This is a genomic window from Novosphingobium sp. AAP93, from assembly GCF_001296055.1.
Classification (GTDB): Bacteria; Pseudomonadota; Alphaproteobacteria; order Sphingomonadales; family Sphingomonadaceae; genus Novosphingobium.
Window position 1 is genome coordinate 1 of the sequence record NZ_LJHZ01000020.1, and the last position, 14,696, is coordinate 14,696.

General features: G+C 65.4%; 14 protein-coding genes and 1 pseudogene. 8 read left to right on the forward strand and 7 right to left on the reverse strand.

Annotated elements, in window-relative coordinates; genetic code table 11:
* Positions 1–182: pseudogene (locus IP83_RS20440) on the forward strand (molybdenum ABC transporter ATP-binding protein); the annotation flags it as partial.
* On the opposite strand, the gene IP83_RS04675 reads toward IP83_RS20440, so the two are convergent.
* From IP83_RS04675 to IP83_RS04695, 5 genes are all read right to left on the reverse strand, one after another.
* Positions 179–2,158 (reverse strand): potassium transporter Kup, encoded by a 1,980-nt coding sequence (locus IP83_RS04675; protein ID WP_082364486.1) that lies wholly within the window; start codon positions 2,156–2,158, stop codon positions 179–181. The pseudogene IP83_RS20440 and the gene IP83_RS04675 overlap by 4 nt on opposite strands.
* 67 nt (positions 2,159–2,225) lie before the next feature.
* A complete protein-coding gene (locus tag IP83_RS04680) occupies positions 2,226–3,977 on the reverse strand; it encodes a TolC family protein (protein ID WP_054121057.1) in 1,752 nt (583 codons plus the stop codon).
* Between the two features lie 11 nt (positions 3,978–3,988).
* Positions 3,989–5,338: an HlyD family type I secretion periplasmic adaptor subunit gene (locus IP83_RS04685; protein ID WP_054121058.1), complete on the reverse strand. Its 1,350-nt coding sequence runs from the start codon at positions 5,336–5,338 to the stop codon at positions 3,989–3,991.
* Complete coding sequence (locus IP83_RS04690) at positions 5,335–7,059, reverse strand: type I secretion system permease/ATPase (protein ID WP_231624904.1); 1,725 nt, start codon at positions 7,057–7,059, stop codon at positions 5,335–5,337. The genes IP83_RS04685 and IP83_RS04690 overlap by 4 nt, the downstream gene beginning before the upstream one ends.
* A 307-nt stretch (positions 7,060–7,366) precedes the next feature.
* Positions 7,367–7,738 carry a hypothetical protein gene (locus IP83_RS04695; protein ID WP_054121060.1) on the reverse strand — a complete coding sequence of 124 codons (372 nt, stop codon included), beginning with the start codon at positions 7,736–7,738 and terminating at the stop codon, positions 7,367–7,369.
* A 183-nt stretch (positions 7,739–7,921) separates the two neighbouring features.
* Here IP83_RS04695 and IP83_RS04700 point away from each other — a divergent pair, with 183 nt between their 5' ends.
* Together IP83_RS04700 and IP83_RS04705 are read left to right on the forward strand one after the other, a co-directional pair.
* A complete protein-coding gene (locus IP83_RS04700) occupies positions 7,922–8,365 on the forward strand; it encodes a protocatechuate 4,5-dioxygenase subunit alpha (protein ID WP_054121061.1) in 444 nt (147 codons plus the stop codon).
* The gene (locus IP83_RS04705; RefSeq protein WP_054121062.1) at positions 8,365–9,207 is read left to right on the forward strand and encodes a class III extradiol dioxygenase family protein; all 843 of its coding nucleotides are present in this window, start codon (positions 8,365–8,367) and stop codon (positions 9,205–9,207) included. The genes IP83_RS04700 and IP83_RS04705 overlap by 1 nt, the downstream gene beginning before the upstream one ends.
* 17 nt (positions 9,208–9,224) lie before the next feature.
* On the opposite strand, the gene IP83_RS04710 is transcribed toward IP83_RS04705, so the two are convergent.
* Positions 9,225–9,851 carry a response regulator transcription factor gene (locus tag IP83_RS04710; RefSeq protein WP_054121063.1) on the reverse strand — a complete coding sequence of 209 codons (627 nt, stop codon included), beginning with the start codon at positions 9,849–9,851 and terminating at the stop codon, positions 9,225–9,227.
* Complete coding sequence (locus IP83_RS04715; RefSeq protein WP_054121064.1) at positions 9,851–11,491, reverse strand: sensor histidine kinase; 1,641 nt, start codon at positions 11,489–11,491, stop codon at positions 9,851–9,853. Before IP83_RS04715 ends, IP83_RS04710 begins: the two co-directional genes overlap by 1 nt.
* Before the next feature lie 221 nt (positions 11,492–11,712).
* Here IP83_RS04715 and IP83_RS04720 point away from each other — a divergent pair, with 221 nt between their 5' ends.
* The 5 genes from IP83_RS04720 to rpsL all read left to right on the forward strand — a co-directional run bounded on the left by IP83_RS04720 (position 11,713) and on the right by rpsL (position 14,631).
* Complete coding sequence (locus IP83_RS04720; RefSeq protein WP_231624905.1) at positions 11,713–12,354, forward strand: helix-turn-helix transcriptional regulator; 642 nt, start codon at positions 11,713–11,715, stop codon at positions 12,352–12,354.
* Between the two features lie 72 nt (positions 12,355–12,426).
* On the forward strand, positions 12,427–12,804 hold the full coding sequence (locus IP83_RS04725) for a hypothetical protein (protein WP_231624906.1): 378 nt from the start codon (positions 12,427–12,429) through the stop codon (positions 12,802–12,804).
* 62 nt (positions 12,805–12,866) lie between these two features.
* Complete coding sequence (locus IP83_RS04730; RefSeq protein WP_231624907.1) at positions 12,867–13,289, forward strand: hypothetical protein; 423 nt, start codon at positions 12,867–12,869, stop codon at positions 13,287–13,289.
* Positions 13,286–13,873 (forward strand): winged helix DNA-binding protein, encoded by a 588-nt coding sequence (locus tag IP83_RS19855; protein ID WP_156309580.1) that lies wholly within the window; start codon positions 13,286–13,288, stop codon positions 13,871–13,873. The genes IP83_RS04730 and IP83_RS19855 overlap by 4 nt, the downstream gene beginning before the upstream one ends.
* A gap of 386 nt (positions 13,874–14,259) precedes the next feature.
* Positions 14,260–14,631: a 30S ribosomal protein S12 gene (gene rpsL, locus IP83_RS04740; protein ID WP_054121067.1), complete on the forward strand. Its 372-nt coding sequence runs from the start codon at positions 14,260–14,262 to the stop codon at positions 14,629–14,631.
* The last annotated feature ends 65 nt before the right edge of the window (positions 14,632–14,696 follow it).

The window sequence follows — 14,696 nt, forward strand, 5'->3', positions numbered from 1 at the left end:
CGGGTCCGCGCTTCCTGCTGATGGACGAGCCGCTGACCGCGCTCGATGATGCGCGGCGCGAGGCGATCATCGCGGTGATCCTGCGCATCCGGGCCGAACTGGCGCTGCCGATCCTGCTGGTGAGCCACGACCGCGGCGACGTCGCGCGGCTGGCGGATACGGTGGTGGAGCTGCGAGCCTAGATCTCCAGCTGGCTGCCCAGTTCGATCACGCGGTTGGTCGGCAGGCGGAAGAACACCATCGCGCTTTCGGCGTTGCGCACCATCCATGCGAAGAGCTTTTCGCGCCAGATCGCCATGCCGGGCCGCTTGGAGGCTATCAGCGTCTGGCGGGCGAGGAAGTAGCTCGTTTCCATCGGCTTGAACGCGCCACCCGCGCGGGTTTCCGCGCCCAGTTCGGCGGGTACGTCGGCCTCGTCCATGAAGCCGATGCGGATGATCATGCGGTAGAAACCGTGGCCGAGGTCTTCCACTTCGCGGCGCTTTTCGGGAGGTACGTGGGGCACGTTCTGCGTCTCCACCGTCAGCACCACCACCCGTTCATGCAGGATGTGGTTGTGCTTGAGGTTGTGCAGCAGCGCGGGCGGAATGCCTTCGGCGTTGGAGGCAAGGAACACCGAGGTGCCCGCCACGCGCCGCACTTTCTGGCAGACGGAACCCAGGAAGATGTCGAACGGCATGGAATCCTCGGCAAGCCGGTCGCGCATGATCTTGCGGCCGGTCGACCAGGTGCTGAGGATCGTGAAAATGATGCAGGCGCCGACCAGCGGGAACCAGCCGCCATCGGGGATCTTGGTCATGTTCGAGGTGAAGTAGGCACCATCGATCAGCAGGAACAGGCAGGTGAAGAAGCCCGCCACCAGCGGCGGCCATTTCCATACCTGGAACACCAGCACGCCGAACATGCACGAGGTGATGAACATCGTGCCGGTGTTGGCAATGCCATAGGCCGAGGCGAGGTTGCCCGAAGTGCGGAAGCCGATCACCAGCATGACCACCAGCGCGAGCAGGGCCCAGTTGATCAGCGGCACATAGATCTGTCCCGCCGCGGTAGCGCTCGTGTGGCGGATGCGGATGCGGGGAAGATAGCCAAGCTGCACGGCCTGCTGCGACACCGAAAAGGCCCCCGAGATCACGGCCTGGCTGGCAATCACCGTCGCCGCCGTCGCAAGCAGCACCAGCGGCAGCCGGAGGCCTTCCGGCGCGAGCAGGAAGAAGGGGTTCACCACCGTTTCGGGCCGGTTCATGATCATTGCCGCCTGCCCGAGGTAGTTGAGCAGCAGGCAGGGAAACGCGAAGCCGAGCCAGGCCGTGGTGATTGCAGGGCGGCCGAAGTGGCCCATATCCGCATAAAGCGCTTCCGCCCCGGTCACCGCCAGCACGATCGAGCCGAGCGCGAGGTAAGCCATCAACGGATCGTGTGCGAAGAAGCGGAAGCCATGGAGGGGGTTCAGCGCCCAGAGGATCTCCGGCGCCTCCATGATGCCGATTACGCCCAGCACCGCGATGGTCAGAAAATAGAACATCATCACCGGCCCGAACAGCTTGCCCATGGTTGCCGTCCCACGGGACTGGATGGCAAACAGGCCGAACAGGATCGCGATCGATATCGGCAGCACCAGATGCTCGAAGCCAGGATGCACCACGGTGAGCCCCTCGACCGCCGAAAGCACCGAGACCGCCGGGGTGATCATGGCATCGCCGAAGAACAGCGCCGTCGCAGTGAGGCCGAACAGGGCCATTACATATGTCCAGCGCTGGCTCGGCAGGCAGCGGCTGACCAGCGCAAGCAGCGCGAGGCTGCCGCCTTCGCCCTTGTTGTCAGCGCGCAGGACCATGAACAGGTACTTGACCGTCACGATCAGGATCATCGTCCAGAACACGATGCTGAGCACGCCGAACACGTGGGTCTGGTCCACCTTCAGCAGGTGGTGGCCGACAAAGGTTTCCTTGAACGAGTAAAGCGGCGAGGTGCCGATATCGCCGAACACCACGCCGATCGCGCCGACAGCGAGCGTGGCAAGACTTTCCTTCTGATGGCCGTGGCCTGTGTGGTGGGCCTCGGAAGGAGGCGCTGTCGCTTCGCTGCCGGAAACAGAGCTGTGGTCGGCGGCCGTGCCGTCTGGCGGCACGCCATCCTGAGTCGCGTTTCGGTCCATCGGCGCGCCGCTACTCCTGCCGGGGGTTCCTTGCGAGAACTATTTTGTGGCCCCCGCCGGGCATGGCCTACTTCGGCGGATCGGCAGGCGGCGGGGCCGGGGCGACCAGCTTGTCTGCCGGGACGATCACGACCGGTGCGGCGGTGCGCTCGCCGGTTGGATCGCGCACCGGGCGGGTGGCGGTGCTGCCGATCGCGCCGGCATTCTCGAACGCGCGCAGGATCGGGGTGGCAAGCGGCACATCGCCGTTGTGCCGGACCTTGCGCAAGTGCCGCTCGGCGTCATAGCGCGCGGCATCGGGCATCAGCCACGCCTGCTCGAGCGCGCCCGCCGCCGCAAGCACGCGGGCCTTGGCGACATAGGCGTTGGCGATGGCGGTGTTCGAATTGCTGCGCGCCAGCAGCAGTTCGCGCGCGAGATCGAGCACATCGAGCGTGGTGATCAGCCCGGCACGCTGCTGCAGCACCGCGCCTTCATAGGCCTTGCGCGCGGAATCTTCGGCCGAGCGGAAGCTGGCGATCGCGGCCTGCTGGGCCTGCCAGTCGTTCCATGCGGCGGCAAGCGTGGCGCGGTTTTCGCGAAGGGACGCATCGAGCAGGCGCCAATCGGCGTCGTTCGCGGCCATCGCCTCGCTCACCCGCGCCTTGCGCAGGCCGCTTTCGAAGATCGGCCCGGAAATGATGAACTGCCCCCGCAGATCGCGCTGCCTCAGATCGTCGGTATAGGCGCTTTGCGATCCGTAGCTGGCGCTGCCCTGGAAATCGACGCGCGGCAGGAGATCCGACTTCGCCGCTGCGACACTGGCCCGCGAGACCTTCTCGCGCGCCTGCGCGGCGAGCACTACAGGGCTGTGCAGCTCCGCATAGGCGTAGGCTTCCTCGAGCTGGACAACCGGCAACTGGAGCGGATTGGGCGGCACGAGTTCGCCCGCGGGCACACCGACCATGCGCAGGAACGCGGCCTCGCTCGAGGCGGCATCGCGCTGCGCGTTGTAGACTTGCGCCTGACCCAGCGACACGCGAGTGGCAATCTGCTGCACATCGGTCGCGGTCACTTCGCGAACCGCGAGCCGCGACTTGTTGTCATCGAGCTGGCGCTGGAGCGCGGCGAGGTTGTCCTTGGCGATCTGGACCGCCGCCCGATCGCGCAGCACGCCGATATAGGTGGCGATGGCATCGAGCAGGGCCTGCTGCTCGGTCGAGCGCAAGACCTGGCGCTGGAATTCGAGCTGCGCCTGCGAGTTGCGCTCCTGCGCGGCATTGCGGCCGAAGGTGAACAGCGGCTGGTTGAGAATGGCCGAGGCTGTCGTGGTCCAGCCGGACAGGTTGAGCGGCGGACCGCGGCGCTGGTCGAAACGGTCGCTCTGGAAGGTCGTGGCGAGGCTGTAGGTGAGCCTCGGCCCGTAGTTCGCCCGCGCCTGCGCGATGCGGTAGTCAAAGCTGCGCACCGTCGCGCGCTGGGCGAGCAGTGTCGGCGAGGTCCAGTAGGCCAACCGCAGCGCGTCGGTAAGCGACGTCACCGGTATGCCCGAAGCCGCGAGTTCCGCGACATCGGCCGGGGTTCCCTCCGGCAGTTCGGGACGCACGGCGATGCGGTCGGTTGCGTCAGCGGCGTTGTCATCCGCGTCGGCACGATAATCGCCGGGATCGCGCCCGCTGTCCGGATCTTCGGTGCCATAGCTGCTCGCCGAGGCGCCGGTATCGGGCGGGCCCTGAACCGGACGCGCCATCGGGAGTTCTTGCGCAAAAGCCGGGTTCAGCACGGCACAGGCCGCCGAGGCAGCGAGCAGCGCAGCGCGAATGTACAGTCGAGGGGCCATTGTCACGCCGCTCAATTGTCGCGGAAGGCGCGCATGAACTGGTCCATGAACGGCTTCGTGAGGTAGGAGAGCATCGAACGGTGGCCGGTCTCGATGTAGACTTCCGCCGGCATGCCGCTGCGCAGCGCGAGGCCTTCCTTCTTCACGGCAGCCAGATCGACTTCGATCCGTACCATGTAGAAGGCCTGCCGGGTTTCCGGGGTCTCGCTGCGGTCAGTCGCGACGTAGATCACCTTGCCGAGGATCTCGGGCGTGGTCGGCCGGTTGAACGAGGTGAACAGCACGCGCGCCTTCTGCCCAACCATCGTCTGGTCGATGTCCGCCGGGCTGACCATCGCCTCGACCACGAAGGTATCGCGATCGGGCACGATTTCCATGATCGGCTCGGCCGGCTTCACGACGTCGCCGACGGCAGCGAACGCGATCTTCTCGATGACCCCGGTGTAGGGCGCGCGGATTTCGCTGCGGTCCTGCTGGTCCGATGCGGCAACGCTGCGCAGTTGCTGCTGGTTGAGCGCGGTATTGATCTGCGCAAGATCGGTGCCTGCCTGCACGCGCCGCGTCTGCGCGAGCTGGATCGACTGCTGCTGCGCTTCGGTGATGCGGGCGCGGGCCTGCGCGATCTGCGCCTGGAGCGAGCCGACGTTGCCGTCGAGATCGACCGCGGTGCGCTCCAGCTGGTTGAGCCGGTTGATCGTGACGAGCTGCTTGTCCCACAGGTCCTTCACGCCCTGCCGCTCGGGCTCGATCAGCCGGCGCTGCTCCTTGAGCGCGGCGATCTGCGATTCCAGCCCGCGGATCTCCTCGTTGTATTGCTGCACCCGCGCGGCGAGCTGCGCGCGCAGCCCCGCTTCTTCGGTCTGGCGGATCGAGAAGAGGCGGCTCTCGTCAGCCATGGCCTTGGCAGCACTGGGGTTCTTCGAATTGACCAGCTCCGCCGGGAAGACCAGTCGGCCCGAACCGAGCCGCTCCGCTTCGAGCCGCGCCTTCTGCGCCAGCAGCTGTTCGACGGTGAGGTTGGAATACGTCGCGTCGGCACCGGTCACCCGGTCGTCGAGCCGCATCAGCAGCTGACCTTGCGTGACGTGCTCGCCATTGTGCACATAGATCGCCTTGATCACGCCGCCGGTGGGGTGGGCGATGCGCTTCACGCGCGATTCCATGCCGACCGAGCCGCCGCCGATCACCGCACCGCCCATCGGGATCAGCGCGGCGAGCAGGAGCAGCACGATGAACAGGCCGCCGATAGTGTAAGTCAGTCGCTTGAGCAGGACCGGCGACTTTGCCTTGTCCGCCCCTTCCTCTGCGAACACCGGCAGAAGCTGGCGCGCGGGATCGGGAATGGTGGTGGGCATGTTCATGCTGTGGCTTCCCTGGCCGGATTGCTGCTGGCTTCGGCGCTGACCTGGCCCGGCGCGTTCTGCGCCTGCATGCGTTGCAGCACTTCATCGCGCGGGCCGAAGTCCATAAGTCGTCCGGTGTTGATGACTGCGAGGTGGGTCGCGGGGCCCAGCGTGGCGGGGCGGTGCGTGATCATGATGACAATGCCGCCGCGCGCGCGCATGCCAGCAATGGCATTGGCCAGTGCCGCGTCACCGGCCGCATCGAGGTTGGAATTGGCCTCGTCGAGCACGAGCAGGAACGGATCGCCATAGAGCGCGCGGGCAAGGCCGATGCGCTGGCGCTGTCCCGCGGAAAGCTCGACCGCGCCAGCGGAAACGGGTGTCTCATAGCCGTCGGGGAGGGCGAGGATCACCTCGTGCATCCCGGCAGCCTTGGCCGCCGCCATGATCCCCTCGGACGTCGCATCGGGATCGAACCGTGCGATGTTCTGGCCGATCGTGCCGTCGACGAGGTCCACCGTCTGCGGAACATAGCCGAAATAGCTGCCGAGCGTTTCCTGATCCCACTGGTCGAGCGTTGCGCCGTCGAGCCGCACTTCGCCGCGGTTTGGCTTCCAGATGCCGAGGATCGCGCGCACCAGCGTGGTCTTGCCCGCTGCGCTCGGCCCGATCACGGCGAGCACCTGCCCCGGCGTGAGGTTGAACGAAACGCCCGAGAGCGTGAAGCGCTGCGTGCCCGGCGGCGCGACCCAGATATCGCGCACCGAAAGCTCGCTTGAAGGGCGGTCCAGCACGACACCGCGCGCGGCGGGCTTGCGGAAAGTGGCGACGGCCTGCGTGATGCGGCCCCAGCCCATGCGCGCGGCGACGAGGCTTTTCCAGGTGGCGATCGCCTGATCGACCGGCGCGAGTGCGCGGCCCGAAAGCACCGAGGAGGCAAGGATCACGCCGCCGCTTGCCTTGCCGTCGATCACCAGCAGCGCGCCGACCGAGAGGATCAGCGACTGCAGCAGCATGCGGAATGCCTTGCTCGCGCCGCCGAGCCGGGTGACCGTGCGCGAGAGGTAGGACTGTGCTTCGATGAAATTGCCTTCCCACCCTGCCGTGCGCGCCACCAGCCGTTCCTGCATGCCCATCGCATAAGCGCTTTCGGCAAAGCGGATTTCGGACAGGGCAGCAGCGGAGCGGCGGCCGGTGATGTTGGCAAGCTCGCGCGAACCGGCATTGGTGCGCCGGTTGGAGATGATGGCGATCCCGGCCATGACGAACACGCCGGCCAGTGCGGTGACGCCCAGCCACCAGTGCAGTGCGAACAGCACGATCATGAACATGATCACCCACGGCAGGTCGATCAGTGCAATCGGACCTTGCCCGGCAAGGAAAGTGTGAATGGAATCGAGATCGCGCGTGAACTGCAGGCCGTCGCCCTTGTCCGCGCCTGCGCGCAAGGGGCGGGTGACCGTGGCATAATGCACGGCTTCGAACAGATCGTCGTGAACCCCGTTGGCTATGCCCAGCAGAGCCTCGCCCCGGATTGCCTCGAACACCGACTGGAACACGTAGACCAGCAGCAGCATGCCAAACAGGCCGATCAGCGTCGGCACGCTGCGGCTGGGCAAGACGGAATCGTAAACGAGCAGCATGTAGGCCGAGCCGGCGAAAACCAGCACGTTGAGCATCACGCTGGCCACGGCGACCAGAACAATGCCGCCGCGATAACGCGCTGCAAAAAGCCGCATGAATTGTCTGTCTACGCTCATAGTCCCCCTGCCGTCTTGCGGCTAACCTGATACAACTGCATCGTGCAAGCGCACTTGCATCCCCATCGGCGGAAGACCCGCCTAGGGATGTTGCGTTACTGTAATACGTCTAGGCAACGGGAATGCTAGCCGCGTGCCAGAATGCAATCTGATCGACTCGCAAGTGAGATCAAGGCTGCGACGGCGTGATTGGCGGCTCGAGGGTTGTTCAGGTGACAAGAAACGCCATTAACCGCATGTTAGGTATAGGGAATAGCGCAATCTGTACGGTGAAGCAGGGCCAGGCTCAAGCTTCCCCGGGGACGGCGTAATCGCGTGCGGGAGCAAGGCGCAACGCATCGGAGATTGCGATGACCACGGCGATAGCGCGCGCTTCATCGGCAGTGAGCCCGGCAAAATCGGGGATAAATGCCCGCGCTGCTTGGATCAGATTACCCGGACTTCGCTCCAGTTCGGAGCGATACTCTGCCAGTGACGTGCACCCATCGATTGCGGACCAGTCGATTCCGCCCGGACCCGGCCGTTGGTGAAAGGCCCAGAGCGCCTGCACCGCACGCTCGACCGCCACACGCGCCTGCGCGCCAACGCCATCCGGCGATGCGCGAAGTTTCAGCTTCTGGCGATAGCGACGCTGCCGCTCGGCATTGGTCAGGGCCATAGATCCAAGATTGGCGCCGCGGCGATATGGGCGCAATCCGCATTGTCCGTTACGTAACTTTGCATAGAAGCAAGCGTTTCACAATTGGCGGGACGGGATTGACGCCGGTCAATTCGCGGTCGCGTCGGGGTTGCTAGGCAGAGATGCCGGGGCATCCCGGCCTTCTGGCGAGAGAAGTGTCCCATGCCACCTGCATCGTCTCCTGCATCGCGTGATCTGCGCCGCTCGATCCCCGGCACGGCCCTGTTCGATGGTGATCTTGCGATGCGTGGCTTCGAGCTCAACGCCATGTGCTTTTCGTTCAACGACGCAGCCAACCGCGCGGCCTTCGCGGCGGATGAAGACGGCTATTGTCGCAAGTACGGCCTCACCGAGGTGCAACGCGCTGCGGTCGCCGCGCGGGATGTGCCCGCGATGCTCGCGGCTGGCGGCAACGTCTATTACCTCGCCAAGCTGGCCGGCATCCTGGGGCTCAACGTGCAGGATCTGGGTGCGCTCCAGACCGGGCGCAGTGTGGCGGATTTCAAGGCCATGCTGATCGCCGCGCGGGCCGGTGTCGATCCTGAACTCGGCGGATTGCATCTGGGCGGGAGGCTTGCCGCCGACTGCCAGCGGGAGAGCGTGTAATGGCACAGGTCGTCGGCGGTTACTTCACCAGCCATGTTCCGGCCATCGGCGGCGCGATCCAGCGCGGCGATCAGCAGGCGGACTACTGGAAGCCCTTCTTCGACGGGTTTCCGCCGGTGCGGCGGTGGCTTGCCGATGTCCGCCCCGATGTCGCGGTGGTTTTCTACAACGACCACGGCCTGAATTTCTTCCTCGATGCCATGCCCACGTTCGCGGTCGGTGCGGCGGCAAAGTATGACAACGCGGACGAGGGCTGGGGCCAGCCGGTCTACAAGAGCTTCGAGGGCCACCCGAACCTTTCCTGGCATCTGATCGAGACACTGGTCGAGGCCGAATTCGACATCACCACCTGCCAGAAGATGATGGTCGACCATGCGCTCTCGATCCCGTTCGAGCTGGCCTGGCCCGATGCCGAGGCGTGGCCCGTCAAGCTTGTGCCGATCGCGATCAACACGGTGCAGTTCCCGCTGCCCTCACCGCGGCGCTGCCTCGCGCTGGGGCAGGCTGTCGACCGCGCCTTGCGCAGCTGGCGGGGGGACGAGCGGATCGTGGTGATGGGGACCGGCGGGCTTTCACACCAGCTGGAGGGCGCGCGGGCGGGGTTCATGAACCCGGACTACGACCGCTTCTGCCTCGATCACCTGGCTGATGATCCCGCTGCGCTTGCCGGCCACACGGCCGAGCAAGTGGCCGAACTGGCGGGGACGCAAGGCGTCGAAATCCTCAACTGGATCGCCGCACGCGGAGCGCTGGGCGATGCACCGCAGGCGATGGTGATGCGCAACTACCACCTGCCGATCAGCAATACGGCGGCGGCAACAGTGGTGCTGGAACCGGCCTGAGCGGGCCGGGGCCGGGCTTACTCGCCGGGGTCGTTGACCGCCAGCAGCGCGAGTTCGGTGCGGTTTTCGATGCCCAGCTTCTGGTACATCGCGTGGAGGTAGACCTTCACCGTGCCTTCGCCGATGCCGAGCTCCGCGCCGATATCGCGGTTGCGCATGCCGCGCGCGACGAGGCGGGCGATCCGGCGCTCGCGCTGGTTGAGGCGTTCGAGCGGGCCGCCGGTCTCGACGCTCAACGAAAGATCGAGCGCGCGCTGGAGCAGGGCGGAATCGATCGCCTTGCCGCCCGCGTGGACTTTCTCGAGCACTTCGACGAGGCCGCCTTCGGCGCCGTCCTTGTAGACGATGCCTTCGACCCCAGCGCGCATCACCGCGAGCAGCTGGCGATCGTTGATCCCCGCCGTCAGCAGCACGACCGCGCGCTTGTCCCCCTTCGACCGCAGCGCTTCCAGCGCCTGCACGCCGTTCATTCCGGGCATGTTGATATCGAGCAGGACAATGGACGGATCGTGGGTGCTGATAGCGGCAAGCGTTTCCTCGCCGCTGGCCGTGCCGGCAACGACCTGGAACCGGCTGCCGCGCAGAACGGCTTCGACACCGGCACGAATGAAACCGTGATCATCGGCAACAAGAACGGGAATCATCAGGCAATCCTATTGGGCAAAGCGATATCAAGCACCGCACCGGGGCGATTATGGCAGATCGAGAGAGTTCCGCCCAGAGCCTCGACGCGTTCGCTGATCGATCGGGGGCGATGGATTGGACTGTCGGTGGGGAAGCCTTCGCCGTTGTCGGCGATCCGCAAGGTGAGGCCCGGACCGCCGGTGCTGACCGAGACGGCGACATCGCTGCAACTGCCGTGGCGGGCGGCATTGGCGATCGCCTCGCGCATCAACTGTCGCAATTCGTGGGCCAGGCCGATCGATACCGGCATGGGCCGGATCTGCGCCTCGAGCCGGACGGTGATGTGCCAATGCTGGCTCATTTCTCCCAGCAGTGTTTCCAGTTCCTCGATGAGATCGGTGCGGCGGTCGCCTTCCTCGCCCCGCCGCAGCCGCTGGATCATCGCGCGCAGTTCGCCCTGCTCGCGCCTGAGCGCGGCCTTGAGGTCGTTGATCTCGTCGGTGGGATCCTGCCCCTCGCGGATCCAGCGCGAAAGTGCTTCGAGGCGGAACAGCGTGCCGGCGAGAAATTGCGCCACGCTGTCATGCAGATCGCGCGCGAGCGCGTCCCGCAGAGCGGCGGCGGACGCGGCCTGCGCCAGTTCCGCAAGATCTTCGCGGTCGAGTTCGGTGCTGAGGTGGCGGCCGATCGTCTCGACCAGCGGGAGATCGTCGACGCACATGTCCGGAATGCCCCAGATGAGGAGCTGCCCGGGGCCCGCGGCGGTTTCGAAGGTGACGATCATCGCCTCCTTGACCCCGCAATGCTCGGCGAGCGGCGCGTCGACCGGGCCATTCAAGGCGATCGGATAGGAACTGGCGCGGCTGATGATGCGGCGCCCGCGCGTGCGGTCGATCAGGGAGGCCCGGTCCGGCTCGCCGAAGCAGCCCTCCAGCACTTCAGGCCCCAGCCGCTCGACAATCACCGCATAGCCGGAATCGCGCAGCAATTCGGTCCAGGGCTCCTCGCCGTGAGGCACCGCGATGGCTGCACCGCGCGCCTGCAGTGAGACGCGCGCGAAGGTCAGCGTATCCACGAGGGTCGCATTGCGCCGCTCGCCGGGCGTGCCGGGGGTGCGCGGCATCGGCGCGGAACGCGGCCCGCGCTGCTCGCCGCTGAGCCAGACCATCATGATCGAGAGGACGCCAAGATACATCAACCGACGGCCGTAGCGGTATGGATCGAACGGGAAGCCGAAGACGAACAGTCCGGTGCCGATCACGAGATTGAGCCCGATCAGTGCGAGCGCTGTCCACGCGACAGCAAACCAGCCCCAGCGCAAGGTCGCGCTGATCAGCAGGAACGCGGTGAGCGCCATGAACGGACTGTTGAAATCCGCCTTGCTGATTTCGGAGAAGTAGACCGCGAAGACAAATGCCAGTGTATCGATCCCGTGAACCCACGGCGCGAGGCGGAACTCCCACCACCAGCTGCGCCAGGCGATCATGATCATCACCGCAGCGCCCGCGAGGTAGGCAGCCAGCATGATGTAAACGCCCGAACCGCCAGGTCCTGGCTTGGTGGGATCAATCAGAAGCGCCACGAGGAACACGAGCGCCATCGCCGCACGGCTGGTTGCGAGAACCTTGCCGGTTCGCCGGGCGAACATCCGCGGCTTCATGCTATCCTTGCTCCGGAGTTAATATCTAATTTAACCTATGTTAGGAGTCATATGATTTTTTGCCACAGTCGGCAATGTCCACTCGTACGATTTGGTCCGAAACAGGTGATGAAGTTGAGTAGTTCTTGCGGTCAAGCCAGTCTTAATCCATTTTTACCGCCGGTTTGGCGATTTCAGGGTCATAACAAGAAATCATGGGAAAGTCGGATCATAAGCTAGCAATGCCGCGCCTGCCGGATGCCGACAAGCCGGCTTGTTCTGCGGCAGCGCAGGCAGTGGCGGACCAGGATGGTACATTGCGTTCCGAGTCGACCGAATCGGAGATGGCGCACGGTATCCTGACAGCGCTTACCGACAAGCAGCGTGCCGTCCTCGACCTCCTGATCGAGCACAAGACCTCCAAGGAGATATCGCGCATCCTGGGTATCTCGCACCATACGGTCGATCAGCGCATCATGCTGGCCCGCGCCAAGCTCGGCGTCGCCACGCGCGGCGAGGTGGCGCAGGCCTATCGTCGTCTTGTTGCCGGTCCGGCGCCCGTTCCAGCCATATACGAACGAGCCGTATATGACTTTTCCGATGTCGCGCCGCTGGCAGATGCGCTGCAGGAATCGATCCGGGAAGACAGGACGGACTGGATACAAAGCCCGCCGAGCCGCCGGGGTTCACTGCCAAGGGCCGTGTACCGCAGCGACGAAGCACTGGCCGAGCCCTACCATCATGTCCTCCCGGAGATGTTCGACGGGCCTTACGGGACCCTACTCCGGCTCGGGACCATTGCGGCCTTCGCCATGTTCCTGATCCTGATCGTCATGGGCGGTCTCGCGATGTTTGCGCAGTTGTCGCAGATCATCGCACACTGAACCGGCGCGAACCTCTCCATCTTGTTGGCAGATGTGGGCCCGGGGGAGGGCTCCAGGCATGGAGAGACAGTGATGACCGCTTTTGCTACCCAGACAGCGCCTGAGATGCCACTTGCCGTGGCGCAGCTGCGGATCGCCCGCGATCTGCATCAGGCAGAAGCAGCGCTCGACGAGGCGCTCGTGCGCCAGGCGCAGCTGCTTCAGACGATGGTTGGTGCCCGCCGTGAAACGGGTGTTGCGCCTTTCCTCGGCCAGGACGCGCTCATGCGTCTGCTCAAGAGCCAGCAGGACCTCCTCGATGCCGGCGGCGAACTCGCCCGCGTCCATGGCCGGCTCAGCACGATCTCGGTCGAGACCTGCGGCGGCAACGATGCCTGTCCGCCGGCTGCACTCCTTGAAGGCGCTGGCATCGTCGATGCGGTTCCGGCATCGGTGGCCCAGGCCGCGTGATGTCGATCCAGACCACCGATCGGAAATCCTGACCCGCCATGGTGTGGCTCTGGATACTTCGCATGGCGCTGATCGCCACTGTGTTGTTCGCCGCCCGGAAGGGGGACGAGCCCGAACAACTGGTGGCGACGGTGCTGCTTTCCACATTCGCACTGGATGTGGGCAATCATATGCTGTTCGGCGATCCGGCCTGGTACACGGTCAACCCGGGACACCTGGTGATCGATACCTGGGCATTCTTCACTCTGCTCTGGGTGGCGCTCTACGCCAATCGCGGCTGGCCGCTGTGGGTCTCTGCCTCACAGGTTCTCGTCGTGCTTGGCCATGTCGCAAAGCTCTGGGAAGTGGACATGGTCCGCCGAGCCTATTGGACGATGACGCAAATGCCTTTCCTGTTTCAGCTGATCGTGCTGGCAATCGGCACGGGGGCGCATGTCGAGCGCCAGCGCCGCATTGGCCGCTATCATTCGTGGCGCCTCGCATGAGCTCGCGCATCATCCGCCGCCACGATCGTGGCCGCCGCCGCGCTGCTTTGCGCCGTGCCAATCCGGCTTCGCTGACCGATACGGTAGCCGGGCAGGATCCGATCGGCGAGGCGGGCCGCGTTGCTGCGCCCGAAGTGACCGCCGCGGTCGCCGCCGGACTGCACGAGGCCTCGGCACGGATCACGCCAGAGGCGCTGCTGGCTTTCGCCCGCGAGACGTACGCGATCCGCCGCCGCCGTGACCGGCATTTGCCCGGAGACCTGTTCGGCGAACCGACATGGGACATCCTGCTCGATCTCTATGTCGCGACGCGCGAGGGGCGGCCGGTGCCCACCACGAGTGCCTGCATCGGAGCCAATGTCCCGCCGACCACGGCTCTGCGCTGGCTGCGTATCCTGGAGGCACGAGGGCTGGTCGAGCGCGAGGAAGACGGTCGCGACGGACGCCGCACGTTCGTCCGCCTGTCGTCGCGGGGACTTGCCGCGATGGATGATTGGCTTCACGTGGCCCTTGCCATGCTGGACCATTCGGTCGGTTCGATCCTGCGCCGGGACTACCCGCCGCTCGCGGAAGCGGCAGAATAGGTCCGCCTCAAAGGCCCGCCGGCGGCTTGATGCTTGACCGGCGGGCGGTTCCGGCCTAAGGGCGCGTCGTCCCGAGAGGCCTCAGGCTGATCGGTTCAACAGAGCTGAACATTGCCGGTGCGCGGCAAGTGGGGCCTCGAAGGCGGTTTTCCGTCTTTCGTATGGTCCCTCTTGTGTTTGGTCCAGTGTCCCGAATCGGGTGCAGGCCAATCCATTCCGTCAGCCGTCAAAGTAACCCGGTGGCGACTTGCCCCGGGTGGAGCGTTTTCGGCTCATGCAGCATTTCGGCGCAAGGCCCTTGCAGGGCCTGCCCGCTGCTGGATGAGAGCACCCGCAAGCCTTCACCTGGTTCCTGCCGCGCCCGCAACCAAGGTGAAGAGTCCTTCATGCCTACGATCAACCAGCTGGTCCGCAAGGGCCGCGAACCGCAGAAGACCAAGTCCAAGGTCCCTGCGATGGAGCAGAACCCGCAGAAGCGTGGCGTCTGCACCCGCGTCTACACGACGACCCCGAAGAAGCCGAACTCGGCGCTGCGCAAGGTGGCCAAGATCCGCCTGACCAACAGCCGCGAAGTCATCTCGTACATCCCGGGCGAAGGTCACAACCTGCAGGAGCACTCGGTGGTGCTCATCCGCGGCGGCCGTGTGCGCGACCTTCCGGGCGTGCGCTATCACGTGCTGCGCGGCGTGCTCGATACCCAGGGTGTCAAGGACCGCAAGCAGTCGCGTTCGAAGTACGGCGCCAAGCGCCCGAAGTAAGTCTCATCTGGGATCGGAGCCGCAAGGCTGGCCCGGACAGGGCCGCCGCACTCCGAAGGAGTACA